Below are 26,336 nucleotides of genomic sequence, written 5' to 3'. Positions count from 1 at the left end.
TTGATCGACAAACTCGCCGGGCTGTCACAGTGGGAACCGATCCCGCCGTCGGTCACGCTCACGGATATCGGGTCAAAGACACTGCAGTTGCACTGGATGCGAGCGGTTCGATTGAACGGAATCGGTACCGCCGAGCTGGTCGTCGGCAAAGGTTCGGGCGACCTCGTTTCGCTCGGTGCGAGCGACGGGTTCATCGAAATGCCCCCGGGGGCCCACCACGAGGGCCCGTGGCCCTTCTACGCCTGGTAGTCGGCTCGCCTGCGGAGGCTCCTCCGTCAGTCCACCTCCCAGTCGGTTTTACAGACGCCATGTGTGTTCATTGTGATCGCAGGGGTGTTGTCGTGTCGATTTGATGTGGCTTTTTTGACGACACATCGAAATTGCATAAAACCCGTGAAACACGGGGAAACTGCGAAGTTTGCCGTTTTGGCACACCTCGTGCGTTTAGGAAGAGCGTTCACCAACCTTTTCCAAACGGAGTTTCCTATGACCCGAGTTTTCGCCCTCGTCGCTGCCGCCGTCGTCACCCTCAGTTGCACGTCCGCAGAAGCGCAGGTTTTCAACCGCTTCGATAGCTACCAGCGTTTCACCAGCGACTTCGATCGGCACCGCAATGATCGGCATCGCGACGATCGCCGGCACGACGACCGATACCGGGTGCGTTACTCGGGCGGGCATCACGATGCTCCCATCCATCAGTGCAGCGTCGCGGAGCTCGATCGGCTCGCGGACCAGTTGGCTGATGTCGCTCGTCACCTTCATGACGATGCCTATCAGTTGAGCCGCGGATACGAGCGTACGCACGCGATCATCGGCACCGTTTCGAAACTCGAGCGGTTGCAGGAACACATGCATCGGATGCTGCACGACGCCGCTAATTCGCGGTACGCATCGAGCAGTCTGGTCTCCCACGTCGCCTCGGACATGAACAGTGCCCGGTCGTTGATGCTGTCGCTGCACACCGAATTGAGTCGGCAGGGATATCACGGGGCTTGCCCGCAGGACCTCGTCGCGATCCAACACATGCAACGCGTGATCACCGGCGAAGCCTTGCCGCTGCTGCAACGGATGGAGTTGACGCTCTATGGATCGACGCACCACGACGTGCAGCCTTCGCGTCACGATGTTCACGCATCGAGCCGTTACCCGGTGGAGCCACGTCGCACCGTGAAGTACCCAACGCGTCGAACAACGACTCGGTTGAGCCTGCCCGGATTCTCAATCCAGTTCTAAGAACGGATCGGTGAACTCATCCGCCGATCGGCGTTAGCCACGGTTCACACGACTGACCGGCGCGGACTTCCGCCGGTCAGTCGGCTCGCCAAGGTTTTCGGATCGATTCGAGAGCATTTTCAGAACGACGTAGCCAATGTTGCCAGATTTCGGTGATCTAAACCGGGTGCCAACACTCTGCACCGGAGTTCAGCGAAAAAGCAACTGTGTGAACGTCGGGAGATACTCTCTCCAGACGTTCCATGAATGGCTGCCGGCGGTTTCGACATAAGTGTGCGGGATCGAATGAAGCTTCAACTGCTCAACGAACTGATGGTTTCGTTCGAGCAGAAAGTCATCGACGCCGCATCCGATCCAGAACAGCTTGCGAGCGGACCGGTCGCCTTCGGATGCCGGGATCCATTCAGGATGATCCTCCGCGAACGGTTCGCCCGGTGCCGCGGCGCTGAACGCACCGACCCACGCGAACTCTTTGGGATGATCCATTGCCATCATGATCGAATGCCCGCCGCCCATCGATAGACCGGTGATGGCTTTTCGTTGTGGATCATCGGATACGTGGTATTGGCGTTCGATCATCGGAACGACGTCTTCGATGACATCTTTGACGAACGTCTTGGCGTTTTTGATGTGATACTCTTCCGACCACGGGTGCTGCTGTAGATCGACGGGGTGTCCGTTGGGCATCACGACCACCATCGGCGTAATCTTTCCCGCAGCGATCAGGTTGTCGAAGATCAAATGTGCCCGTCCGACCTCCGTCCACGCGGTTTCGTCGTCGCCGTGTCCGTGGCAGAGTACCATCAACGGGTAAGGCTCGGCCGCGTTGATGTCGTAGTTCGGCGGCGTGTAAACCACCGCGGCACGCTGCCCGCCGGTCGTTTGCGATTGATACACATGCCGATGCACGACGCCGTGATCCACATCACTTTGCTGCGTCAGAAGCGGATCATCGCTGGGGACTTCGAACAAACTCGCGCACTGGAACCATTTCTTCAACCACCGGTTTCGAGGATCGGTTACGCGAACGCCGTCCACCTCGAAAACATATTCGTGGACCCCTGGCGACATTGGTTTGGTGGTGACTTTCCACACCCCGTCGGCATCCCGTTTCAGCGGCGTGGGACGGTGGTTGAGCATCACGTTTACCGATTTTGACTCGAGCCCCGAGAACCGAAACGTCACGCGGCGATCTTCATGAACCTCAGGAGAAATGATCGTTCCAGGTTCTTTCCCCGCGGCTCTCGTCTGTCTCGCCACGATCTTGCGAATGTCGCTCAAGTTGATTTCTTCGGGTGATGAGGTGTTCGGTGATGATGAGGTCGTCGATGAAGGAAACTCATAAGGGAGCAGCCACCATTGTTCGACAAACGTCGCGCGCTTGCCCGGTTTGAGTAGCTCGGCGGGGCCGATCGGTTCCAATTCTACTCGATCCTTTTGGGGGTACCACACCGATACCGTGAGCCCCGCGATCTCGTTGTAGGGGCGATCCGGAAAGGTCTTGAATCGCTTCACAAACATGTGATCGTCCGGCGCGAGATAAGCGAACCAACCCGCGTGCGAATCGAAACCGAGTTTCGCGTGTTTCGGCGGGCCCGTAACGACGACGGTTTTGGGATCGACCAGGATGTTGGAGTCTTTGGGATGGAGTTGCATGTTGCGGCCTCCTTCGTACATCACGTATCCGCTCGGAAAGCGATCGTTTGCCGTACGCGGCACGACAACAATCCCGCCACCGACCGCAAACGTTCGGCCCCAATGACAGACGTTCACACGTTCCTTCGATTCATTGATGGTCGTCTGCGAGCATCGCAGTTGTGAAGTGGTTTCGTGCAACTGAAACTCGCGGACGAGCCGAACGCCGGACTTTGGATCGTATTGACTGGTGAGCCGCGCCGATCGGTTGCCCGTGATCTCGGCATCCCATTTCCCCGACCACAGTACCTCTCCCCGGTTGATCAATTTCTCGGGACCGATGTCGAACCGTCCCGCGTCCATCAAAGGGCGTTCGGCGGAACCATCGTTTTGGGGATCACTCGACGACCATCCCTCGCCCTCAGGTGAAAGGCTCAGGACGTTCTTTCCGTCACGTGAATATTCGAGCACTCTACCGCCCGCTGCAGGACACAACACGACGTTGATGTCGTCATTGTACAACCGGATGCAGTCATCGAATCCGTAGTAACTGACCACCTCGGCACCATCGAACGCGTTCAAGCGACCGGTCGCCAAACCGAACAATATGACGGCGAACGTTAGGAAGGCACGATGCGGCGTGGAGTCTTGAAAAGGCATAATGCGTCTCGCTTGGGGGCACGGAACGAACAGGCAACAGCGACCACTTTAACCTCTTCCTGCGGAGCCTGGGGATCGACGCGTCCGAACGGTACCGCAGCAATTTGGGGGCCGCAGCGATTTAAGAAATGACGTGCCCCATCCCTGTAGCTGGAATTGCCTGCATTCAGACCACCGAATCAAGACCGCCGAGTTTAGCGGGACTGAATTTAGACGACTGGAGTCTGGCGACATCAGCTACGTCATTTTTGAATGCGTTCTAGAAGTTGTCGGACCACCATCGCTGCCATCTCGAGACGAGAGATTTCGCCGGGAGATGAATTCGGGCCGGTATCATCAGACGCGGCGGCAGCGGATGTGATGTCTTTTCGCGAGAGAGAATGCTCGCGGTGACCTCGTACATTACGGGTTCTCGATCGGAACCTGGCCCCACCGCACTTGGTCGACTGCCCCATCCTGCGGATATGAGTTCTTCAGGAATATCATCAACGGGGTCGGCCGAAATCGATTCGATCGTGCCCCGCAGCGTTCCCGCCGGCATCCCTCGGTAGCCGAACGCGACGGTTTGCCCGACACGCACCTGGTCGATCGATTCCTGATCGACGTACAACGAGATGACTCGGTCGCTCGGGTGACCGAGATACCCGAGCAAGGTGCCACTTTCGATTGTCGCACCCACGTTGTGAATCCGCAGCGGTTGTCCGGTCCAGTCCCAACGTTGTTCGACTCGTTCTCGCCGGGTGATGCGACGCGGTGGCGGATCGAAACGCGACAACTCAGATTCGTCCGGAAGATTCGCTTCTTCGAGACGTCGCGCAATCGTGTCGCGTTGCTCTTGGGCGGCTGCGAGTTTTTCTTCCAGAATGGGCTGCACTAACGCACGTGTTGGGCGATCAAGCCGATCGATTCGGGCGGCGGCGAGTTCTGCTCGAATTTCCGCGACCGATCCTTTCGCGGAACCGTGTTGCAGACGCAAACGCCAATCGTCGATTTCGAAACGATCGCCCTCGTCGGTTGTCATGAGACGTCCCGTGGTCGTTGCGAAGATCGGTCGTTCCTCCGTCGCGCGAACAATTCCGCCTACCCGAACGCTTTGTGGCAACGGCACAAACAGCGCCAAACCCAGCCCGGTCGCGAGGACGGTAAGACGATGTCTGACACTTTTAGTCGTTTCGCCGGATGCCTGCGTTTGTTGCTGTGTTGGCCTTTTCATGCGATTTCCCAATATCGCGAACGAGAGCCAGGCGATCAGCGGCAGAGCGATGCCGATGCCGAATCGTGATTCCGTCAACGTGAACAACGTCCAAAAGATCAGCGTGAAAACGAACAGGCGATACGCTGTGCTGCAAACTGCATACGCGACGAGAAACCCTTGTGTTGTACTTCCGATCGGTGACGAAGTCTGCGGTGTCCGTCGCGAGATTGCCGCTCGCAGTGCCTCGCGAGATTCTGACGAGAGGTTGGGGATGCCGACCAAGTCGGAGAGAATGTAGTAGCCGTCGTATCGAAGCAAAGGGTTGGCGTTGATGATCAGCGTGCTGATCGACGCGACCATCATGATCAACGCCGAGAGGTCGTGAAGCGTACCGGGCTGCGTCGTCGCCCAAACGAATGTTGCCAACGCAGCGACGGTCCATTCCGCCAGGATGCCCGCGGCCGAGACCAAGATTCTGTCGCGTCGGCGGGGCATCAACCAAACGTCACTGACGTCACAGTACAAACACGGGATTCCCAGCAACAGCATGACGCCGATTTCGCGGCAACGGCCACCCAAGGCAGTACAAGCGACCGCGTGCGCGAGTTCGTGAATGACTTTGGTGATGATCAACGCGGCAGCAAACAGCAACAGGATACCGCCCGGAGCGAAACCGTCCGCCAATCCGCCTCTCTTCGCGAGCGACTGCACGAGCCGCGAACTCGCACCCGCTGAATCGGCGAGGAATTCATCCATCCGCATGCCAACAATGAGCAAAGCACAAAACGCCAAACCGAGGATGGCAGACAAAAACAGTTTGCCCCATTGGGAAGTCGGCGTGACGCGGGGTGGCGGTTTCTCTGAAGCGTCTGCGCGGCCGATCCAACGTTCGATCATTCTGCCGACTCGCCATCGATCCGGCGTGATGCCGGGCAAACGGATCGCGAGGGGCTGCGTCCACCACGGATGTCGGCGCGATGGCAAACGTGGTTTCCACACACGAGAAGTCGGCACGCCGTCTTTCGTTTCTACGAGCCCCATGCGAGATGCCGCCGAGAGGAACTGAGCGAGATGGACGGGGGCAACCAGCCCTCGGTATTTCGACTCGATTTCCTCGAACGAGCGGCCGCTGCGGATCGAACGCAGGATCCCGAATTCGGAATCGCTGAAGAAATGAAACGCGTGCGATAGCGGATCTTTCAAAACCCAAACGCTGCGATTACCCAGCGAAATCTGTTGAGTGATTAAGTCAGAACGCAGTTGCAAACGCGGCAGGCTCATCGATGAACCTCGATCCTCGCGTTGGAGCCGGGGTGGATCCCGCCGTTGTTCTGAAACTCAACCCAAAAGCGCACCTCGCCGGTGACCGCGTCAATCTCCGGGCTGACAAACTTTCGCCCGCCGGGAATGTTCGCGACGCCACCGTCCGGTTGAGAAATGAGAATTTGGATTTCATCGCACCGGCGAATGAGTTCGGCATCGGAGGCTTTCGCGAACCCTTCGACCCGCAGGCGTTTGGTGTTGATCACGCGAGCCACCGTTTGTCCTGGACGTACCCAATCTCCCACGCGAACACGGGTGGCCACGACGGTGCCGTCGATCGGGGTGCGGAGATGATGTGATTCGAGTTTTTCGTTGGCGAGTTCGAGGTGCAGCGATTCGATTTCGGTTTTGAGTTTGTCGATTTGCTCGGCAGACAATGCTGCCTGTTGCTGAACCAAAGCGGACTCCTTTTTCAGCCGCAACGACTTTCCGATCGCCGTGTCGAGTTTGACTTCGATCTCGGTCATCCGTTGCTGGAATTTGGCTTCGAGTGTTTCCAACCTCGTCCGTTCAAACGCCAAACGCAGCGATTCGATTTCCGATTGGGAAACCGCGTCGGAGAAGTTGCTCCGTGCATCCTTGGCCCTCGCCCATTCGTTTTGTGCGACCAATTCGGCTTTCTCGGCGGCCTTAATCTTGAGGTCGTTTTTGGATCGTTCACGATTCAGTTCGCTGCGAACCTGGTGTTCGACGACCAATTGTTCGCGTTCGGCAACGGTCGCTTGAGAGGCGTCGAGGGCATCGGTGGCATCTCGCTGTTGTTCGGCGATTTGCAGCGCTCGTTGAGCGAGTGAGCGTTCGAGTTTGGTTCTCGCGTCGTCGAGGTGCACGATGAGGTCGTTCGCCTCCACCGAATCGCCTTCGGCCACCAAGACTTCACGAACGGTTCCCTCGGTCGATGCGGTCACGGCGGCTTCATCGATCAACACAACGACGAGGTCGGTGATCGTCGTCGTTGTCGCGGATTCGGCGGCGAATGCGTGCCCCGTCCCGGCACATGCAAAGATTGCGACCGCAGCAAATGTGATCGCCGTCCGAACAAACATGTTCTGTCCCCTTACCATCCGTAACTCCTCAGTGATTCGATCAGCGGGCGAAACAAGACGAACCCGAACGCACGATTTCCCACCGGCAGTTCTCCGACGACGGTAGCACCGAGGTGAACGTCGTCGGTCAATTCGCCGAGAACTCGCATTCGTATCTCCAAAACAGCGTTACCATGTTGGTTCGTTGTAATGGTGTTGGCCGCGGAGAGGAACTCTGCCTCAAATTCCCGCTCGGGCGATGACCGCAAACGAAAGGACGCGCGGATCGGGGCGTCGTTTGATATCGCTGCGTCGAGATAGCCGACGTCATCGTCCGGCAGGTCCATGACCGCGTGAAAGCCGCCGTTGAGATCGATGACCTGCATCAACCATTGACCTTGGCGGACGTTCTGTCCTTGCAGTTCCGCCTGTTCATCTCGCATCGTTACCCGCCCATTGATCGGCGAGCGTATCGAGAGCGACTCTTTGACGTCACTGATCAACGCGTGTTGTTCCCGGAGCGATTCGATTCGGGTTCGTAAAACCACCTGACGTGCCGATCGATTTCGCGGGTCGAGCGTGCCGGCCCCGTTACGAAAATCCGAACCCGTTGAGCTTCCCGAGTCGGACTGGTTGAGCCGGAGGGTGGCGAGTTCGGTTTCCGCGGAGGCGAGTTCCCCGGCCAACCGTTCGTACTGCAGTTGCACGTCGGCGCTGCTGAGTGTCGCGAGTAGATCGCCGGCACGGATCAATTCGCCGTCCGTGACCGCCATTTCGATCATCGTTCCCGAAACGGGAGCAAACACCCCTCGCGAAATCGCCGGTTCGATCCGCCCCTCCACCGGCAAGTGAAAAGGAACAGGGATCATTAGTATGCAAGCGACGGCGATCGCCACGAACGCTGCCAAGGCAACACGTTTGCCGCGGCCGAGTTGTTTCCAACGACGCGACAGTGATCCCGACGAAGGATGTGGAGAGGCTGCCCAGGCGTTCGCGATCTCCGCAGAAGCGGCTTCCAACTGAGGCAGGACGGGGGTGATGGTGTCCGAGAGCGATTGGGATTGCGGGGCGAAACGTTGCAGAACGACGACGGCGTCCACATCGTCGCTGCCGTGGGCGCGAATCGGGGCGACGAACTCATCGACGCACTGCGGCGAACCGTGATCGTTTTCGGACTGTTGCAATTCTGAGTCGTTTCCTGCGCGAGCGGCGAGTTCCCGCAGCCGGATCACTTCGCGTGACCGTTCGTCCAGATCGACGGTCGTTGACGTCGCGATCAATTGTGGGGGAGAGGTCTGCGTGATCAGAAAGCTGACGCGATCGACGTTTCCCAACTCCGCGATTTCGCAGCACAACGCTCGGGCGCGCACGACCGGATCGGCGAACAAATCGGTTCGCCGGAGACGTTGCAGTTCAAAGATACCGATCTGTCGCTGTGGATCGGGCGCAGAGGAGGGACGGTCCATGCACGCATTCTAGCCGGGAAGGTTCCCGATTCGCGTCGTCCATTTCAGTTTCACGGTGTGAAACAGGCCCGCACAACGTTTCGTAACGATTTGACTGGATCGAATTGTGTCGATTCGTCGAATAGAGACGAGAATGCGGATTACTCCGCTAAGCCGGCGCTCGCTCTGCACCAGAAAATTGAACACACCCAACAGGACTGACCGCGATCCCACGCCAGACGCGTTTCCAGCGTTTGGGGAGTCGCTGCGCGATGTCAGTGTGCCGCAACCGCAGGTCGCGATCGCTGGCGGTGCGGTCTCGCGATCGAAAAAGTCGCGAAGACGGACGGGCGGTTCGACCGCGCATTGGGGACTGTTTTCGATCGTGATGTGGTCGTTGGTGACAGGCGGAATTTTGTCGGTGTTTTCCGGCGTGTTGGGATGTCGCGCGAGCCGTGCGATTCCCGAAACCGTCGGCAACGATACGACCCGTATCGACGCCATCATGAAGCAAGTCGACGCCGGAGCGCCGCCGTCCGAGATGGAACAGATCACGGCAGCCGAAACCGCGCCGCTGCCGCCGATCACGATCCGCGACGCCGATTCGCTCGAGAACGCAGAGTACTTTGATCTCACGCTCGCAGATACGATCCGCATCGCTCTTTCGAACTCCGAGGTACTGCGCGATCTCGGCGGGACGGTGCTGCGGGCACCCGAGCAACTGACAACTCAGCAAACCTTGTCACTCGTGCAGACCGATCCGCAAGCAGGGATCGAGGCGGCCTTGTCTGCGTTCGATGCCCAAATGTACGCGATGGGTAAATGGCAAAACAACGATCGCCAGTTCAACAACCGGTTCTTCGGTGGTGGGGCGAACTCGTTCCAACAAGACCTGCACGATTACGTCTTTCAAACAACCAAACGCACCGCGACCGGCGCCGAGTTTGCGATCCGCAGTATCACCGACTACGACGCCAACAACGCGACCGGCAACGAAACGCCGAGCGCGTGGCAAACGCAGTGGCACGCTGAGTTGCGGCAACCGTTGCTGCGTGGAGGCGGTTTGACGTTCAACCGCATCGGCGGCCCGGCGGCATTGCCGGGTGTCTACAACGGCGTGTTGATCGCCAAAACAAACAACGACATCTCGGTAGCCGAGTTTCGCCGTGACGCGCGAAACTATGTCAGCAACGTGATCAATGCGTACTGGGATCTCGCGTACGCCTACCGTGACGCGGACGCTCGCGCCGAGGCTCTCGAACGGAGCCGTTTGACATGGCGCAGTTACGAGGCACAAAAGACATCCAACCGGCGCGGCGGTTCCGCGGAGGCGCTCGCACGCGAACAGTACTACCGTTTCAAATCGGAATACCAAGACGCTGTGGCAGGCAAGTTGGTCGGACGCACGCAAGTCAACAACGCGTCTTCCGGCGGAACGTTTGCCGGCATCGGCGGTGTGTTGGCGACCGAGCGACGGTTGCGTCTGTTGATCGGCATGCCCGTCAGCGAAGGCATCCTGTTGCGACCGGTCGACGAACCGATCACCGCGCCGATGGTTTTTGATACGGAATCGTTGACCGCCGAAGCGATCCGGATGCGGGCTGAACTGCAACAGCAACGATTGCTGATCAAACGCCGCGAGATGGAATTGCTCGCCGCGAAGAACTTTTTGCTGCCGACGCTCGATCTGATTTCAACGTATCGACTTCGCGGACTCGGCAAAGACCTGACGGGTTCCGATTCGGCGTTCGACGAAATCGCCGATATGGATTTTCAAGAATACGAAGCTGCGTTGGAATTCCGGATGCCGGTTGGTTTCCGCCAAGCTCACGCGGCGGTTCAAAACGCGAAGCTTCAAATCGCACGTGACCGGGCGGTGTTGGATGAGCAACAACGCCAAATCATCCACGATTTGCTGGCCGTCATCGCCGAAGCGGATCGGGCGTATGCGTTGGCGGAAACGAGCCTGAATCGCTACCTCGCCGCCAAAGACGCGCTCGACGCGTTGGAGGCGAACCGCGAGGCTGGGCTGCCGATCAGCCTCGAACAGTTGCTCGATTCGCAGCGTCGGCTCAGCGAATCGCAGACGCGGTATTACCTCGCCGTGACCGAGTACATGGTCGCGATCAAGAACGTGCAATACGAAACCGGGACGTTGCTCGAGAACACGCAAATCATGGTCGCGGGCGGGTGACCGCTTGAAACACGGGCCGGGATCGCCAAGACTTGCGTGCCCGTTTGACCCTCATTTGCAAAGATTCCCGTATGGCCGTCCGGCTCAACGTTCTCATTCTCCGTCCCACCGGTGCCGGTTCGGCGTGGCACGGTCACTGCGATGATTTGATCGGTCACGTGCTCGGCCGCCCCGGGCTCGACGTGACGCTGCTCGAACGTTTGCCGGTTGCCGGAGAAGAGTCGACCGAGATGCTCGCGTTGGAATCGATCGGCGGGCACGCGGCCTGTTTGGCGTGGGACGCGCCGGAAAAAGTGCTCGCGGATTTGGACCGAGCCGGCCGGCCGATGCTGCGGCGTCCGCACGCAGACGATCCCGACGCGAGCTCGGCGGGGGCTTCCGCGGGGGCTTCCGACCGGCCGCTTTCAAACGGGGATCGAGCTCCCGGTAGGATGTATTTCTTCGACATGCGAGAAAAGCCATCCGCAACCGCGGTGTTGGATTCGCTCGTCAAGCTGTTGAAGACGCTGCAGGTCCCGACGTTTCAAATCGCAGGCGGAGCGATGGGTTTGGCGAAACCGGAGGCGTCTTCTCCCACGCCGAACACGTCCGAGCCATCGCCGGTTTCAATACAGGAGCCGGACAGCAAGCCAGTAGACGCGCCCCCAGCGAAATCATCACCGCTCCCGGCGTCGAAACCCGTTGCACGTGATTCATCACAGGAAAGCGGTGACGCGTTGGACCGGTTAGTCGACCAGCTCGACGAGCTCGATATTTAAAGGTCCCGCGATCGTACGTCGCAACTACTTGTCGGTCACGGTGGGCATGCCGCTATCCTGTCCAAAGGGCTAAACTGTGTCCCAAGCGAGAAGTCGCGAACCCGTCCGATGATCTTGGCGACGGAGTTATCCGATGGGCCGTTGCCCCGTCACGTGGATTCCTGGCTCGCTATCCGCTTTCATTTCTTCTGACACCACCGTTCCTGGCACACATTGATCGATGTCCGATAACTCCAACGATTTTGACAAAGCTCAACCTTCCGATGAGGAGACGTCGCCGGATCAAACGGTCGAAGCGACATCAACGAGCGATCAGGATGAAGGGCCGGGCTGTTTTCCCGCAGTCGTCGCCGGAACGCTGTTGATGGGCATGGTGGCTGCGATCCTCTGCGGCGTCACCACCTGGATTCTGTTCAACAAGCGAGCGGAAATCGCGGTCCGGACCCTCGAAGGGTTTGTGCCAATGATCGAGCAGAGTTTGCTCGAACCGGAGGACAAAGAAGAAGTCATCGATCAGTTCGAATCGTTGATCAAAGAGATGAGCGCGCCGGACTACCCGCCCGCCACAGCCGCCGCCGTGATGCAGCGGTTGGTCCGATTGCCGATCCCGCACTGGGGCGAACTCGACGCGGTTCAGTCGTACATCGAGAAGAACTACGAAGGCGACGAGAAGGAAACCGGTTTGACTCAGCTATCGCGAGTGCGAAAGGCGGTACAGATGAGCCAAGCCACCGTGTTTGATGTGGTTGATGTGCTCGAACCGGTTGTGGTGATCGACAACGCCACGGGGAGTCGTTCACTCAAGAGCAATATGACACGCGAGCAAGTCGATGACGTGATCGACCGCGCCCGATTGCTCGCCGAGCGATGCGAGATCGAAGACAAGCGTTTCCCACGAGTCGACATGTCCACGATCCTACGCCAAGAGATCAAAGCCGCTAAGACGGAAGGCGGGTTTTGAGAAGGGGGATGCCGGCGAGGTGTGTGAGTTGCGAGTCTCGGAGAGACTCGCCTACGTGTTGCCCCACGTAGTTCGGTCTTTCCAAGACCGTGAGGGCAATCGTTGGAGTACAGCCTTTCGGCGACCGGAGATGCCTGACGTTTTGGAATTTGCACGGTGGTGTCGTGCGGAGCATGGCCGACGTAACCAGATCCGTGAGCCGAAGTGCGTGAGCACTCGGGTTTTGGTCGTGTTGAGTTTGGATGCTTGTTTGGCGTTTCCACCCGAGGCCTTACGGCCGTTCGGCTCACCTTTGCAGAACGAGAGGGGAGTCGTTGGAGTACAGCCTTTTCGGCGACCGGAGATGCCTAGCGTTTTGGAATTTGCGCGGTGGTGTCGTGCGGAGCATGGCCGACGTAACCAGATCCGTGAGCCGAAGTGCGTGAGCACTCGGGTTTTGGGCGTGTTGGGTTTGGATGCTAGCTTGGCGTTTCCACCCGAGGCCTTACGGCCGTTCGGCTCACCTTTAGCGTGTAGCCGATTTTTATGCCCTCGGCCGGTTGCTACTGACCGGCGATGTATTTCAGTTGAATCTCGGTGTTGGGAAGTTTGGCTTTGAGGTTATCGACACCGGTTTGGGTGACAGCAGTGCGGGTGACTTTGAGATCTTTGAGCGACTTCAAGCCTTCGAGGTGTGCTAAACCCGCGTCGGTGATCAGCGTTGATCCGAGATGCAGGAAGGTCAGGTTCGTGAGGTTACTCAGGTAGGGCATTCCCGCGTCGGTTAATCGTGTGTTATCGAGGTTGAGCCATTGCAACTGAGTCAATCCCTGCAGCGGTTCGACTCCTTGGTCTGACAGGTTCAGCCGCCACATGTTGAGCTTTTTCAACGACTTCATCTCCGCGATCGGTGCCATCGCATCGTCCAAAATCTGCGAACATTCACTCATGTCCAACTCCTCCAAACCGGTCAACTTGGGAAGGTGCTGTAGACCATCGGCACCGATACCCGTCCCGGCCACGCGGAGTTTCTTCAGTTTGGGGAACGCCGAGATCACATCGATCGCGTCATCACCGATCGTCGTGCCCGCCATATAAAGTTCCTGCAGATTGGAAAGGCCCGTGATCAGGCTCAGGCCGTCTTCACTGACCCACAGGAAATCGATCGCGAGCACCTTGAGGCTGGGCAGTTTGGCGACCGATTCCATCCCGTCGTCGCTGACTTCGCAATCACCGCTCTTGCCCGAAAGACGCAGCGCCTTGAGTTTGGTTAAACCGGTCAGGTGTTCCAAACCCGCATCGCCGATTGGGCAATCACGAAGGTCGAGGTTTTCGAGGGTCGCGATTTGTCCGATCGGTTTGAGGCTGTCGTCGGAGATCTTCGTCCCGCCGAGCAGGACGGAACGCAGACGCGGCAGTTGGCTCAGTGGCTCCAGTGCCGCGTCGGTTACTTCGTTTCCGCGGAAGTCGACTTCGATGATCAGGCCGTTTCCGTCACGTCGCATCTTCGTCGTCACCGCTTCGATCGCCGCGACCGCATCGGACGGGTCCGTCGGGAGTGGCGCGGCGACGGTTCCTGAGGTCGTTTCGTCAGGGGCACCGGAAGTTGTTTCGCCCGCGTTAGGCGAGGCTTCGGAATCGGGAGTCCGTGAACTGCACCCCACAACTACGAACGCCAGCAGGAAAAACAAACAGGCGGGAACGGTGATGAAACGTCGCAACAGGATACTCATTGTTAAGAAAGGTGACAGGAAACGGTATCTCGGGATTCGTTAAGCGGTAACTTCCCAACCTTCACGGTATTCTTTTCGCAAGAACGCGTCGGCCTCGGGGCAGTTGGTGGCTCGGAGGTTTTCGCCGTCCCAGTCCAGTTTTTTGCCGGTGCGGAAGGCGACGTTTCCGAGCAAGACCGATTCGCTCAGAGCACCCGAGTAGTCGAAGTTGCACGTCGTCGGCGTGCCTTCCTTGCAGGCTTTGATCCATTCGGCGTAGTGGCCGATCGAATTCGGGATGGTTTCTTCGGGAGGAGTGAAGTCGGCGAACTTCTCTTTCGGGAACAGTTTGTAATTGGTGTAGCTCGCGAACAGGCTTCCTTCACTGCCGACGAACATCACGCCGCTGCCCGGGACGCGTTGGCCGGCGACTTTCTTGGGCGTCATCGAACCGTCGTACCAGGTCAGGTCCACCGGAGGCATTTCGTCGCGCGACGGGAATTTGTAGCGAACCGTCAGACCGAGTGGACAGGTTTCGGGATGAACCTCGGGGCCTTCGGCTTCGCATGAGATCGGGTGCCGCAGTTTGAGCGCCCAGAACGGCAGGTCCATGTAGTGGCATCCCATGTCGCCGAGCGTGCCTTGGCCGAACTGCCACCAACGACGCCATTGGGCCGGGTGATAACGCCCGGCCGCATACGGACGCTCCGGAGCGGGGCCGAGCCACAGGTCCCAATCGAGGTGTGCCGGTGGCGGATCGGCTTTCTCGGGCAATTCGCCGCCACCCCATCCTTTTCCGACCCACACGTGCACTTCGTTGACGTCACCGATCGCACCGGACTGAACGATTTCAACGACACGTCGATAATTGTCCTCAGCATGAATTTGTGTCCCCATTTGCGTGACAACGCCCGCTTTCTTGGCCGCCGTCGCGATGATGCGTGCTTCCTCGATCGTGTGCGTGAGCGGTTTCTCGCAGTAGCAATGCAGACCCGCTCGGATCGCACGGATGGTTGCCGGTGCGTGATGGTGGTCTGCGGTTGAGACCACGATCGCGTCGGCTTTATCGGCTTCGCTGCTGATCATCTCGCGGTAGTCGCGATACTTGGTTGCACCGGGGAAGGTCGCCGAGACACGTTCGAGGTAATTCTGGTCGACGTCGCACAGGCCGACGATGTCTTGGGATTGAACGCCCGCGATGTTGGCGGCGGCACGGTTTGCCGTCCCAACGATCAAGACTTTCAGTTTTTCATTGGGAGAATTGGACGCGGCAGCGGGCAGGCTGCCGTGAACACCGGCGGCCATCGCGGCACCGGTAATCGCACGCAGAACATTCCGGCGGTTAGGGCGAGCAGAAACAGCTTCGTTGAAATTCGAATCGGTAGGCACTGGAGTCGACACCTTGGGAGGGAGGAACGTGGGGAGTCGGACAGGAGGGGCGTTCAGTATAACCCGCCGTTGAAAACGGAAGGACGAATACCAACGTTTTGACATCAGAACGTTCGACGCGAAAGCCACCAACCCCACTCGGATCGATTCAGGTATACTCCCTCTATTGATTTTTTGCGCAGGCCTTTTCAGCGGCGACGATACCCGCATAAAGTCGCGGGTAAACTCTCGAACTTCCGCGAAAAACTTCTGCGAAAAAATTTGAGCCATCAGCTCCCCACCCGCCCCATTCCCGCCCCCGAATCTACCCTCCGAGCGAACATGCACCGCTTTTCTGTGTTGAACACCACGACATTGTTTGTCGCCTCCGTCGTCGCATCCGTCATGAGCCACTCGCCGTTGCGGGCGGCGACGAACGACTCTGACGTTCCGCCCAACGTCATTTTTATCCTGTGTGATGACTTGGGCTGGGGCGATCTCGGCGTCCTTTACCAGAACGAGTCCACTCATTCGAAAAAGTTCTCAACCCCGTCGCTCGACGCGATGGCCCAACAAGGCGCGCAGCTTCGAAATCACTACTGTCCCGCACCGGTTTGTGCACCGAGCCGTGCGTCGCTGTTGCTCGGCGTTCATCAAGGTCACTGCGGTGTGCGTGACAATCAATTTGACAAAGCACTGCCGAATAATCACACCCTCGCCACCGTGATGAAAGGTGCCGGTTATTCCACAGGGTTGATCGGGAAGTATGGTCTGCAGGGAAAACTCAAAGGCAACAAGAAACGCGGCAGACAAAACGTCGCGATCACCGTTGATGATCCGGCAGAGCATTGGTCGGCCTATCCGACCAAGCGAGGGTTCGATGACTTCTTCGGGTACGTTCGTCACGCCGACGGGCATTTGCACTACCCGGCGGCGAGTTGGCCGCTCGGGAACTCGGAAGGACACCGAACCCCGAAAGAGTTCTGGCATAACGATCAGGAAATCTCACAGCAACTCGAGCGTTGTTATACGACGGATCTGTTTACCGCATACGCGAAAAAGTGGATCACCGCGAAGGCACGTGACACCGCATCTCAACCGTTCTTTTTGTACCTCGCCTACGACACGCCTCACGCGGCGTTGCAGGTGCCGACAATGGCGTATCCGTCGGGCCGCGGTCTCGAAGGCGGAATCCAGTGGGGCGGGAAAGATGGGGAGATGATCAATACCGCGCGTGGAACGATTGACTCGTTTCGGTATCCCGAATTCACCGGCAACGGATGGACCGATGTGGAAGAACGGTTTGCGACGATGGTCAAACGTATCGACGATTGTGTCGGTGATCTGTTGCAAACGCTTCGTGATTTGAAGATTGATCAAAACACGTTGGTTGTTTTTTCGAGCGACAACGGGCCGCATCACGAGTCGTATCTCGACGGAGTCAACTACACCCCGCAGTCGTTTCAATCGTACGGTCCGTTCGATGGTACCAAACGCGACACGTGGGAAGGCGGCATCCGCGTGCCGACGCTGGCGTGGTGGCCTTCGCGAATTCCACCGGGAACGGTCGACCAAACGCCGAGCCAGTTCCATGACTGGATGGCGACGTTCGCGGAGATCGCCGGCACTCATCCGCCCGCCGTTTGCGACGGCGTTTCGTTGGTGAAGTCGATGACCGGGAAAGGCGACCGACGTCAGAGTGATGTCTATGTGGAGTATTCCGTCGGCGGGGCAACGCAGATTTATGACGACTTCGAAAAACGCAAACGCAAACTCAAACGCGGTCAGATGCAGGTCTTGATGCACAAGGGTTACAAGGGCGTTCGCGTGAACATCACCGACCCGGAGGCGCCGTTCGAAATCTATGATCTCGAAAACGATATCAGCGAGACGCGGAACCTCGCTGGCACCTCGCCGAAGTTCGAAACGTTGCAACAGGAGATGCAGCAACGCGTGCTGCGAATGCGTCGGGTCAACGAAACCGCGCCGCGGCCCTACGACGGCGAGCTTGTTCCGTCATTGCCGGCTCAAACGATGAGCCCCGGTCTGTTTCGTTCGTTCGCAAAAGGTCAGTTCGAATACGTTCCTGATTTCGACACATTGCCTCAGGAAAACATCGTTCACGAAATCATCCGCGAAGTGCCGGACGCGTTGGATGTTTCGAAACACTTGGATTCTGCGAAGCGGGCCATGTCATCGTTTGGTGGCGTTGATCGATACATCGGGTATCTCAACGTGCCCAAGGATGGCGAGTATCGATTCGAATTCCAATCCGCGACACCTGCGTTCGTGCGAGTGCATGACGCGATTTTGGTCGACAATGATTTCGGACATGACGCGTCGAAAACACGCTCGACCCGAATTCGCTTGGCAGCGGGTAGCCACCGGTTTACGATGACGGTATTGGCATCGCAGTCGCAACCAACGCAATCGCAGCCGACTTGGCGTTTGAGCTGTTATGCGAAGGGGGATTCATCGACGGATCTGGCCGACGGTAATTGGGGCATAGCGAAAGCGGAACGGAATTCTTCGCGATAGAATGCACGTCGCGTCAGACGTGACTTTCACTGAGAACGGATTTTGATACATGGCAGCTTTTCCCCGTCGTTCACGCAAGCCTTCTGCCTCGGCCCAACCCACCACGTCGACGCAGGTTTCGGAAACGACGAAACGCTACCGCCAAACTGCCAAACCCGCCCCGGTGGATGGTAAACGAGCAGGAAAAGGATTGGCGAAACCCTCACCCAAAACGATCCAGCCCCGCGATCCTGCGGCATTGACGGGGCTCGCGATCTGGATTCGCCAAAACCAACCTTCGCTCGAAAAGATCAAGTCCGAGCAGCAACGGATTCACGCCGAGATGCTCGCCCTCAGCCGTGCGATCGACCGACCAAACTTTTTGAAAGTCGGTCGTGATGACCTCGTGCGTTTGATCCATCTGATGGACGAGGCGTTCTTTGAATCGCGTGTGTTGCCACTGGCCAAGGCGGAAGGGTTGGACTTTAAGTTTTCCTCTCGCATGACGAGTGCGGCTGGGAAACTGGTCACGCACTATCCTGCCGGCCGCAAAGAGGCGCCTCGGAAGTTCGAGTTGATTCTATCCTCGACGCTGTTGTTTCAAACATTCGAAGATGTCGACCGTCCCGTGACGGTAACCGGCCGCAAGTGTCGCGACCGCCTCGAAGCGATGCAGCGGGTGGCCGAGCATGAAATGACCCACCTGATCGAAATGATGATTTGGAATGCCGGTAATTGTTCGCAGGCCCGGTTCCAAGGGATCGCCAAAGCGTTCTTTGGACACACCGATTATCAGCACGACCTGATCACGCAAAGGGAACGTGCGGCGCGGAAATTTAATATTCGCGTCGGCGATATGGTGTGGTTCGACAATGGGGGAACGAAAATAGTCGGACGCGTGAACCGAATCACCCGACGTGCGACTGTCCTGGTGAACGACCCCAAAGGGGAAAAATTCAGCGACGGCGGGCGATACACGCGGTGGTACGTGCCTCTCGAAAAACTGCGTCCGATGAGCTGACACACTTTCGAAATTTGTCGTATCGAATCCCCGTAGCGGGCTGTCGATTTACTAGCCCGCTACGCTACGGGCTGTTGATTTATTCGTTTAACGGGCAGCCAAAGGCGACCTACTTGCTACTGCACGTCGCTACGGTTACCGGTTAAACGAAAACAGGTTGACTCTTGATTAAATCGACAAACCGGCTAGCGAGATCACCCACAACCACTCGCCTGTGCATCGAGCCAATACATATCGTTCGCCGCGGGTGGCCCATCAAATCGACAAACCCGCAGTTGGATTGGCCAGAAGCCAGGCCCCCGGAAGTCTCGCCACGTCGGCTGTGTCATTTTCTGAATGCTCTAGCACGTCATCGACCACCCTCCGCGAATGAATCGCTCGGAGCGATCACCGGCCCCGTTGCCGTCGCGCTAGCGTCAATTGGTTCACTCTGCGTGAGGCTCCGGAATGCTTGCTGCGTTGCCACGAGGCGTGCGAGGTTCTACCATTCAACGGCTCAGCCATTGAATTGGTCCGGGTCAAACGAAATGGTACGGCCCGTCCAACCGCTCCCCACGTAACGGTTCCCCACACAACGATGCTACCATCGGCCCGCAGGCACAGCGGGACATGCGTCATCCTCGACCCAATGAAAGTTCGAACCAGTGAAAGATAATGCTATGCACGGCGGCTTGCTTCGACACGTCACTCTGTCTCTTTCGGTGATTGCAGTATCCATGATCCCCTCAACCACAACGACGACGCTCGGTGACGAGGGCATGTACCTGTTCAATGACCTGCCGCGAGAACTCTTGAAACAGAAATACGATTTCCAACCGTCGGATCAATGGGCCGACGAGTTGCGACTTTCGTCGGTGCGTTTTAATTCCGGCGGATCGGGATCGTTTGTTTCCTCGAGCGGGCTCGTCCTGACGAACCATCACGTTGCCAGCGATACGTTGCAAAAGCTCAGCACCGAGGATCGCAATCTGATCAAGGACGGCTATCTGGCGCGAACCCACGAAGAAGAACTCAAAGCACCCGACCTCGAACTCAATGTCCTGATTGAAATCGTCGACGTTACCGATCGGATCAACGCGGCCGTCACGAACAAAACCAATCCAGACGTTTCGGCGAAACAACGCCAGGGTGCGATCGCGTCGATTGAAAGCGAATCGCTCGAACAAACCGGTCTTCGCAGTGACGTCGTCACCTTGTTCGGCGGTGCCCGGTATCACCTCTATCGATACAAAAAGTACACCGACGTGCGTTTGGTCTGGGCACCGGAAACGGCGGCGGCGTTCTTTGGCGGCGACGCGGATAACTTTGAATACCCGCGATACAACCTCGACGCGACGTTGATGCGGGTTTACGAAGACGGCAAACCGGCAACGATCGAACATTTCCTGCGTTGGAGCGACACGCCGGTCAGTGACGGCGACCTGATCTTCGTCAGCGGCCATCCCGGTCGCACCCAACGGATCTTTACCGTCGAGGCGCTCGAGTATCTTCGCGATACGCGGTTGCCGTTTGTGCTCGACTACCTGCGCCGCAAAGAGATTCTTTTCCAACAGTATCAACTCGAAGGAAACGAAGCCTCCCGCCGCGGACGTGATGAGTTGTTCGGTATCCAGAACGCTCGGAAAGCGTACACCGGAATGCTCGCCGGTTTGCAAGATCCACAAACGATTGCAACACGTCGTGGGCGGCAGCATCGGTTGATCGCCGAAGCGAATAACAATCCGCAATTGCGTCCGCTCGTTTCGGCGTGGCAAGAGATCGCGCAGATTCAAAAAGAGAAAGCGGCTCAGTTGACCAAGTCGGTTTCTCTGCGGAGCGATTTGATTCAGTTGGCGATGTCGATCTTGTTGCTCGCCAAGGAAGACCAAAAGCCAAACGAGGATCGGCTCGCTGAGTACACCGATGCTTCTCGCGAGTCACTGTTGAATCGATTGACCAGTCCCGCGCCGCTGTATGACGATTTGCAGCGGGTCAAACTCGCCGACGAGATCGCTTTGCTGCTCGAACGTCGTGGCATGGGCGATCCGCTCGTTCAAGAAGTCTTGGCGGGTAGGTCGCCTCGCGAAGTCGCCGCCGAAATTGTCGATCAATCGAAGTTGGACGATCCCGAAGTGCGGCGTGAATTGATCGAAGGAGGACTCAACGCGGTGCTCGGCAGCGATGATCCGGCGATGCGGCTCGCCCGCGTTCTCGAACCAGAGTTCCGGGCCAATCGAGCCGTCGGTGATCAACTGTCCGAACGTGAGAAACAGGCCTACGCAAAGATCACGCAGGTCGTCTCGGCGGTGGAAGGAACGGGCGGCTATCCGGACGCTACCTTCTCGCTGCGTCTCGCGTTCGGGACGGTGAAGGGATACGTCGAGAACGCCAAAGAGATCTCGCCCACGACCGATTTCGATGGCGCTTTCGCTCACGCGGAGGCTCACGCCGGGCAGGATGACTTCGATCTGCCGGAGAGTTGGATGAACGCGAAAGACAAACTCGATCTATCGACGCAGCTCAACTTTGTCTCGACGGCGGACATTATCGGTGGCAACAGTGGTTCGCCGGTGGTCAACCGCGAAGGCGATTTGGTCGGGCTGATCTTTGACGGCAACATTCAGAGCCTGACGAGCGATTACCTTTACACCGATCAACAGGCTCGCGCGGTGAGCGTTTCGGGTGTCGCCATCCGCGAAGCATTGCGGGGGATCTACGAAACCGAATCGCTGGCGAACGAGCTCGGCCGCTAGTGGGGCGTCGCGATCAAGAATGAGGGGCAAGGGCTGTCGCGAACGTCGTCAAAACGTTCGGTGATATACGAGTTCTCCCGAAACTCTTGGCGGTTTGTCGATTTATTCAAGAGTCAACCTGTTTTCGTTTAACCGGTAGCCGTAGGCGACGTGAAGTGGCAAGTAGGTCGCCTTTGGCTGCCCGTTAAACAAATAAATCAACAGCCCGTTGGCGAGTTTCGCTACCCTGAAATGAAGCTTTGACGCACTACCCGTGCGTTTCTGAAGTTGATGTTGTCAGACCTCGGTGGCCTGACCTTCTGGCGAATGCGGCTACAGAAACCGGCCAAGGGGATCTTTGCCAAGATCCGCGATGGTGTTTGCTCGAAACTCCCACCGGTTCATCGGGTGGTACCCCCAAAGGATATCGCTATGACGTACCGATTCGATTCGTACCGAACGCCTGCAGTCATCCGGCGGGCGATGGCTCTCGTGTTTGTTTGCCATTTCGTTTTGCTCGAAATGGTTGCGAGCGGTCAGTCGCTACCGGAACCGACGTGGGAGCGTTTGCCTCGATGGCGCGGGTTTAACTTGCTCGAGAAATTTCATCTCCAGTGGAGTAACGGGCCGTATGTTGAGTCCGACTTTGAGATGATTTCGGATTTCGGTTTCAACTTCGTCCGTCTGCCGATGGACTACCGCGTTTGGTGTCGCGGAGGGGACTGGAATCGGTTCGACGAAGACGTGCTGCGTGAAATCGACGATGCGGTCCGGTGGGGACAAAAATACTCGGTTCATGTCTGTTTAAACTTCCATCGGGCTCCGGGTTTCACGGTGGCGTCACCCGCGGAGAAAACAAGCCTTTGGGTCGACCAAGAAACGCAGCGGGTTTGTGCGAAACACTGGAGCGAATTCGCCAAGCGTTACAAAGGTGTGCCGAATCGGAATCTCAGTTTCAACCTGTTCAACGAACCCGGGGACGTTGACGAAGAAACGTACGTCGCGGTGGTGGCCAAAATGGCTAAGGCGATTCGCGAGCAGGATCCCGAACGGTTAATCATCTGTGACGGATTGGAATGGGGACAGAAACCGGTTCCCGGGATGCGAGCATTGCGGGTGGCTCAGGCGACTCGCGGTTATGCTCCGATCGAGATCACTCACTACCGAGCGAGTTGGATGCGAGGGGCGGCACAGTTTCCGTTGCCGATGTGGCCGAGAGTCGTGGCCGACGCGACGTTGTATTCACCGACGAAGATCGATGTTCCTCGCGAGGCTCGCACGCCGCTGCGGATTCGGTCGGAATGGCAGGACGACACGCCGCTGCGAATACGCGTCGCTTCGGTGTCCTCTCGTAGCCGGTTGGTTGTTCGTGCCGACGGCAAGACGGTGTTTGAGAAAACGTTCGTGCCCGGGCCCGGCAAAGGGGAGTGGCGATCGGTGGAGTATTTTCCGCAGTGGCAGTCGTATCGTGCGGTCTACAATCGCGACTACGAAACGACCATTCCGTCGGGGACTCGCGAGTTGGAGATTTTCAACGCCGAGGGAGATTGGGTGTCGCTCGCGGAAATCGGCATCGGGCATCGCGATTCGCAGGGACGCTCGAAAGAAACCGTTCTGCCGTTTCGCAATCGCTGGGCCGCACCGCCGGCGGTTCTGACCTATCACACCGATCGTGGTGACGCGCCGGCAGGAAGGATTTCCCATGCTTACTTTAGCGGTGCAGAGCAAGAAAACCGGCAGTGGTTGTGGGATGTCGGTGTTGCACCTTGGATCGAAGGGGCATCGCGAACTGGGGTCGTCGTCGGCGAGTTTGGGTGTCATCATCGCACGCCGCACGATGTCACGCTCGCATGGATGGAAGACAATCTCGCCAATTGGCAGCGAGCCGGGATTGGGTGGGCGTTGTGGAACTTTCGTGGCAGTTTTGGCGTGCTCGATAGCAAACGTACCGACGTGAAATATGAGCGGTATCGGGGACACAAACTTGATCGCAAAATGCTGGATCTGCTCCAGCGATATTGATCCAAGACGCCGCAAGATTCGTTTGAGCAGAGACGTTGGAGAGGGGCGGCGTGGCGAAACCGCACGTCGCGTTCGATGGGCTCGCCGAGGCCTTATAGTAAGTGCGATGTTGACGTCCGCGTGGAGCGTCATCGGACCGTCGGTCACGAAGACATTGATTCTGAGATTTTTATGAACAAAAAGAAGGTTGTGATCGTTGGCGCGGGGCCGGGCGGGTTGGCAACGGCGATGCAGTTAGCACGCGCCGGATGCGACGTCACCGTGCTCGAACGCCGCGACCGTGTGGGCGGTCGGACCTCGGCGATTGAAACCGAAGGCTATCGGTTCGATTGCGGCCCTACCTTCTTTTTGTATCCACGAGTGCTGGCGGAAATCTTTCATTCGGTCGGTCGTGATTTGATGGACGAGGTGCCGATGGAGCGTCTCGATCCGCAGTACCGATTGACGTTCGGTGGAGAAAAGGGAGGCGTTCTCGACTGCACTCCCGACATGGACGAGATGGACCGGCAGATCGCGCAGTTTTCGCCAGCCGACGTCGGCCAACTTCGCCGGTACATGGACGAAAACCGCGAGAAGCTGAAGCGGTTTCGTCCGATTCTCGAATCACCGTTCCACTCGATGCTCGATCTGATGCGTCCCTCGTTGATCGGGGCGGCGGCGAAATTGCACCCGTTTCGTAGTCTTGGGAAGGAATTGGAAAGCTACTTCAGCGATCCGCGTTTGGTAATCGCGTTTGCGTTCCAAGCCAAATATCTGGGTATGTCCCCTTTTAATTGCCCGAGTCTGTTTAGCATTTTGTCTTTTCTCGAATATGAGCACGGCGTGTTTCACCCGATCGGTGGATGCAGTCGGGTGAGCGAACGGATGGCGGAGATCGCCGAGGAACTCGGGGTGACGATTCGTTTGAACGAACCGGTCGAATCGGTCGAGATCCAAAATCGCCGCGCCACGGCGCTGCGAACGAGCGAAGACCGCTACACCGCCGATGCGATTGTGGTGAACGCTGATTTCGCGGAATGGATGACCAAGACCATTCCCAACGAAAATCGCCGGCGTTGGACAAACGAGAAGATTGCAAAGAAGCGGTTTTCGTGCAGCACGTTCATGTTGTACCTCGGTATCGAGGGCATGTACGAAGACCTGCCGCACCACAACATTCACATCAGTGAAACGTACGACCGCAATCTGCGAGAGATCGAGGTCGACCACGTTCTCAGTTCCGATCCGTCGGTGTACGTGCAAAACGCATGTGTGACCGATCCGAGTTTGGCTCCGCCGGGTTGTTCGACGTTGTACGTGCTGGTCCCGGTTTCCCATCAAAGCGAGAACATTGATTGGTCGACGCAGGCGGACGCGTTTCGTGAGAAGACGCTCGACCAACTCGCGGCGATCGGTTTGGGGGACGTTCGTGAGCGGATCCGTGTCGAGCACCGTATCACGCCGGACGACTGGGTGAACGAATACGCGATCTACAAAGGGGCCACGTTCAACTTGGCTCACAATCTCGGCCAGATGTTGCATCTGCGCCCCAAAAACCGATTCGACGAACTCGACGGCGTGTATCTCGTTGGGGGCGGGACCCATCCGGGCAGCGGTCTGCCGGTGATCTACGAATCGAGCCGAATCAGTTCGCGTTTGTTGCTCGACGATTTGGGCATTTCGACCGGGTTCATTGATGAAGCCGCCAAAGGAGTGCCACCTTCGACGACGGTACCCAAACCGTTGGACCCTGCGGTGTTTTAGCGCGGTTCCAGGATCCAACGCGTTTGTCCTCGGAGCTGAATTCGCGAGGAATCAGGTCATCGAAACCTGCCGACATCGGATGCAACCTTTTCGAAAATGCCCGTAAACGGCGACTTTCCCTGATGGTGAACGGATCAAAAGGGTGCGTCTGTTCATTATTCATATAGGCGCCGTCGCTGCACAATCGGTATCAGCGTCACTGTAGTTTGGGGCGCCCTGCATGTCGGCACAGCAGAAGGGTTTGACACCGTTGAAAATGACTCGCAACTCTCGAATATCTACCGTCTATCTTGCCCCTTTGTCGTGTCCTGCCGATTTTCGTCCTCGTGACGTTGCTTGCGAGTGGTGCGTGCGTGTATCGCCCGCTGCCGCATCGTATCTCGGTTGACGACCTGATCCAGGAGTCGCTGGACCGATCCAACGCGGTCAACGGCGGTGACGAACAGTACGTGCAGCCGATCCTCGACGAAGAGGTGATTGTTGACGAAGGCGTCTGGGAAAACGGCGAATTCATCGAAGGCGAGGGCCCGATCGAATCGGCCGACGAGTTTCATCAGCCCGATGTGGCGTACGGTTCCGGGGTAGTCGGGCCGTCCAATTATCCCGCCGTTGTTCATATCGGGGACGAGTTCTCCGACGACGAAATCCGGATCGATGAAGAGTACATTGAAACGGACGTTCGCGAAGTCTTGATGATGCTCGCCACCGAAGCGGAACTCGACTTGGTGATGGATGACAACGTCGGCGGGATCGTCAACGCCCAGGTTCGAAACCTGACGGTCGATCAAGCGATCGAGAAAGTCCTGATGCCGTTGGGTCTCGCCCACGCTCGCC

15 protein-coding genes and 2 pseudogenes are annotated in these 26,336 nt (G+C 57.7%); 11 read left to right on the top strand and 6 right to left on the bottom strand.

The window, feature by feature from the left end; translation table 11 throughout:
- Together RSSM_RS10525 and RSSM_RS10520 are read left to right on the top strand one after the other, a co-directional pair.
- Window positions 1-249: pseudogene (locus RSSM_RS10525) on the top strand (molybdopterin molybdotransferase MoeA); the annotation flags it as partial.
- A 237-nt stretch (window positions 250-486) separates the two neighbouring features.
- On the top strand, window positions 487-1,233 hold the full coding sequence (locus RSSM_RS10520; RefSeq protein ID WP_008677765.1) for a hypothetical protein: 747 nt from the start codon (window positions 487-489) through the stop codon (window positions 1,231-1,233).
- 189 nt (window positions 1,234-1,422) lie between these two features.
- On the opposite strand, the gene RSSM_RS10515 is transcribed toward RSSM_RS10520, so the two are convergent.
- The 4 genes from RSSM_RS10515 to RSSM_RS10500 form a co-directional block, all read right to left on the bottom strand.
- Window positions 1,423-3,528, bottom strand: coding sequence for an alpha/beta hydrolase-fold protein (locus RSSM_RS10515; RefSeq protein ID WP_008677762.1), 2,106 nt, complete (start codon window positions 3,526-3,528; stop codon window positions 1,423-1,425).
- Window positions 3,529-3,787: 259 nt separating this feature from the next.
- The gene (locus RSSM_RS10510; RefSeq protein WP_008677760.1) at window positions 3,788-6,004 is read right to left on the bottom strand and encodes an HlyD family efflux transporter periplasmic adaptor subunit; all 2,217 of its coding nucleotides are present in this window, start codon (window positions 6,002-6,004) and stop codon (window positions 3,788-3,790) included.
- Window positions 6,001-7,092, bottom strand: a complete 1,092-nt coding sequence (locus RSSM_RS10505) for an HlyD family secretion protein (protein WP_008677758.1) — start codon at window positions 7,090-7,092, stop codon at window positions 6,001-6,003. The genes RSSM_RS10510 and RSSM_RS10505 overlap by 4 nt, the downstream gene beginning before the upstream one ends.
- Window positions 7,093-7,103: 11 nt before the next feature.
- Window positions 7,104-8,537, bottom strand: coding sequence for an efflux RND transporter periplasmic adaptor subunit (locus RSSM_RS10500; RefSeq protein WP_008677757.1), 1,434 nt, complete (start codon window positions 8,535-8,537; stop codon window positions 7,104-7,106).
- Window positions 8,538-8,904: 367 nt separating this feature from the next.
- Here RSSM_RS10500 and RSSM_RS10495 point away from each other — a divergent pair, with 367 nt between their 5' ends.
- The 3 genes from RSSM_RS10495 (at window position 8,905) to RSSM_RS10485 (ending at window position 12,429) form a co-directional block, all read left to right on the top strand.
- Entirely contained in the window at window positions 8,905-10,710 is a 1,806-nt protein-coding gene (locus tag RSSM_RS10495; RefSeq protein ID WP_044302216.1) for a TolC family protein, read from the top strand.
- A gap of 71 nt (window positions 10,711-10,781) precedes the next feature.
- Window positions 10,782-11,468 (top strand): hypothetical protein, encoded by a 687-nt coding sequence (locus RSSM_RS10490; RefSeq protein ID WP_008677750.1) that lies wholly within the window; start codon window positions 10,782-10,784, stop codon window positions 11,466-11,468.
- A 220-nt stretch (window positions 11,469-11,688) separates the two neighbouring features.
- Window positions 11,689-12,429: a hypothetical protein gene (locus tag RSSM_RS10485; RefSeq protein WP_008677748.1), complete on the top strand. Its 741-nt coding sequence runs from the start codon at window positions 11,689-11,691 to the stop codon at window positions 12,427-12,429.
- Window positions 12,430-12,971: 542 nt separating this feature from the next.
- Here the strand turns inward: RSSM_RS10485 and RSSM_RS10480 are convergent.
- A complete protein-coding gene (locus tag RSSM_RS10480; protein ID WP_008677747.1) occupies window positions 12,972-14,141 on the bottom strand; it encodes a leucine-rich repeat domain-containing protein in 1,170 nt (389 codons plus the stop codon).
- 39 nt (window positions 14,142-14,180) lie between these two features.
- Entirely contained in the window at window positions 14,181-15,509 is a 1,329-nt protein-coding gene (locus RSSM_RS10475; protein WP_008677745.1) for a Gfo/Idh/MocA family protein, read from the bottom strand.
- A 321-nt stretch (window positions 15,510-15,830) separates the two neighbouring features.
- On the opposite strand from RSSM_RS10475, the gene RSSM_RS10470 reads away from it, so the two are divergent.
- The 6 genes and pseudogenes from RSSM_RS10470 to RSSM_RS10445 all read left to right on the top strand — a co-directional run.
- Window positions 15,831-18,026: a sulfatase-like hydrolase/transferase gene (locus RSSM_RS10470; protein ID WP_044302208.1), complete on the top strand. Its 2,196-nt coding sequence runs from the start codon at window positions 15,831-15,833 to the stop codon at window positions 18,024-18,026.
- Window positions 18,027-18,075: 49 nt separating this feature from the next.
- Window positions 18,076-19,026 carry a hypothetical protein gene (locus tag RSSM_RS10465; RefSeq protein WP_008677740.1) on the top strand — a complete coding sequence of 317 codons (951 nt, stop codon included), beginning with the start codon at window positions 18,076-18,078 and terminating at the stop codon, window positions 19,024-19,026.
- 716 nt (window positions 19,027-19,742) lie between these two features.
- Window positions 19,743-21,758 (top strand): S46 family peptidase, encoded by a 2,016-nt coding sequence (locus RSSM_RS10460; RefSeq protein WP_085979995.1) that lies wholly within the window; start codon window positions 19,743-19,745, stop codon window positions 21,756-21,758.
- Window positions 21,759-22,169: 411 nt separating this feature from the next.
- The gene (locus tag RSSM_RS31620; protein WP_201767196.1) at window positions 22,170-23,759 is read left to right on the top strand and encodes a glycoside hydrolase family 5 protein; all 1,590 of its coding nucleotides are present in this window, start codon (window positions 22,170-22,172) and stop codon (window positions 23,757-23,759) included.
- 171 nt (window positions 23,760-23,930) lie between these two features.
- Window positions 23,931-25,502 carry a phytoene desaturase gene (locus RSSM_RS10450; protein WP_044302205.1) on the top strand — a complete coding sequence of 524 codons (1,572 nt, stop codon included), beginning with the start codon at window positions 23,931-23,933 and terminating at the stop codon, window positions 25,500-25,502.
- A gap of 326 nt (window positions 25,503-25,828) precedes the next feature.
- Window positions 25,829-26,336: pseudogene (locus RSSM_RS10445) on the top strand (type II secretion system protein GspD); the annotation flags it as partial.

The sequence above is a fragment of the Aporhodopirellula sallentina SM41 genome, from assembly GCF_000346505.1.
GTDB classification, from domain to species: Bacteria; Planctomycetota; Planctomycetia; order Pirellulales; family Pirellulaceae; genus Rhodopirellula; species Rhodopirellula sallentina.
This window is presented reverse-complemented; position numbering and strand designations above follow the sequence as displayed.

Bases quoted from the DNA above. Each gene is read 5' to 3' on its own strand.
- RSSM_RS10480 (WP_008677747.1), bottom strand. From the start codon at position 14,141: ATGAGTATCCTGTTGCGACGTTTCATCACCGTTCCCGCCTGTTTGTTT.
- RSSM_RS10485 (WP_008677748.1), top strand. From the start codon at position 11,689: ATGTCCGATAACTCCAACGATTTTGACAAAGCTCAACCTTCCGATGAG.
- RSSM_RS10460 (WP_085979995.1), top strand. From the start codon at position 19,743: ATGATCCCCTCAACCACAACGACGACGCTCGGTGACGAGGGCATGTAC.
- RSSM_RS10505 (WP_008677758.1), bottom strand. From the start codon at position 7,092: ATGTTTGTTCGGACGGCGATCACATTTGCTGCGGTCGCAATCTTTGCA.
- RSSM_RS10450 (WP_044302205.1), top strand. From the start codon at position 23,931: ATGAACAAAAAGAAGGTTGTGATCGTTGGCGCGGGGCCGGGCGGGTTG.
- RSSM_RS10490 (WP_008677750.1), top strand. From the start codon at position 10,782: ATGGCCGTCCGGCTCAACGTTCTCATTCTCCGTCCCACCGGTGCCGGT.
- RSSM_RS10465 (WP_008677740.1), top strand. From the start codon at position 18,076: ATGGCAGCTTTTCCCCGTCGTTCACGCAAGCCTTCTGCCTCGGCCCAA.
- RSSM_RS31620 (WP_201767196.1), top strand. From the start codon at position 22,170: ATGACGTACCGATTCGATTCGTACCGAACGCCTGCAGTCATCCGGCGG.
- RSSM_RS10520 (WP_008677765.1), top strand. From the start codon at position 487: ATGACCCGAGTTTTCGCCCTCGTCGCTGCCGCCGTCGTCACCCTCAGT.
- RSSM_RS10500 (WP_008677757.1), bottom strand. From the start codon at position 8,537: ATGGACCGTCCCTCCTCTGCGCCCGATCCACAGCGACAGATCGGTATC.
- RSSM_RS10470 (WP_044302208.1), top strand. From the start codon at position 15,831: ATGCACCGCTTTTCTGTGTTGAACACCACGACATTGTTTGTCGCCTCC.
- RSSM_RS10495 (WP_044302216.1), top strand. From the start codon at position 8,905: ATGTGGTCGTTGGTGACAGGCGGAATTTTGTCGGTGTTTTCCGGCGTG.
- RSSM_RS10515 (WP_008677762.1), bottom strand. From the start codon at position 3,528: ATGCCTTTTCAAGACTCCACGCCGCATCGTGCCTTCCTAACGTTCGCC.
- RSSM_RS10510 (WP_008677760.1), bottom strand. From the start codon at position 6,004: ATGAGCCTGCCGCGTTTGCAACTGCGTTCTGACTTAATCACTCAACAG.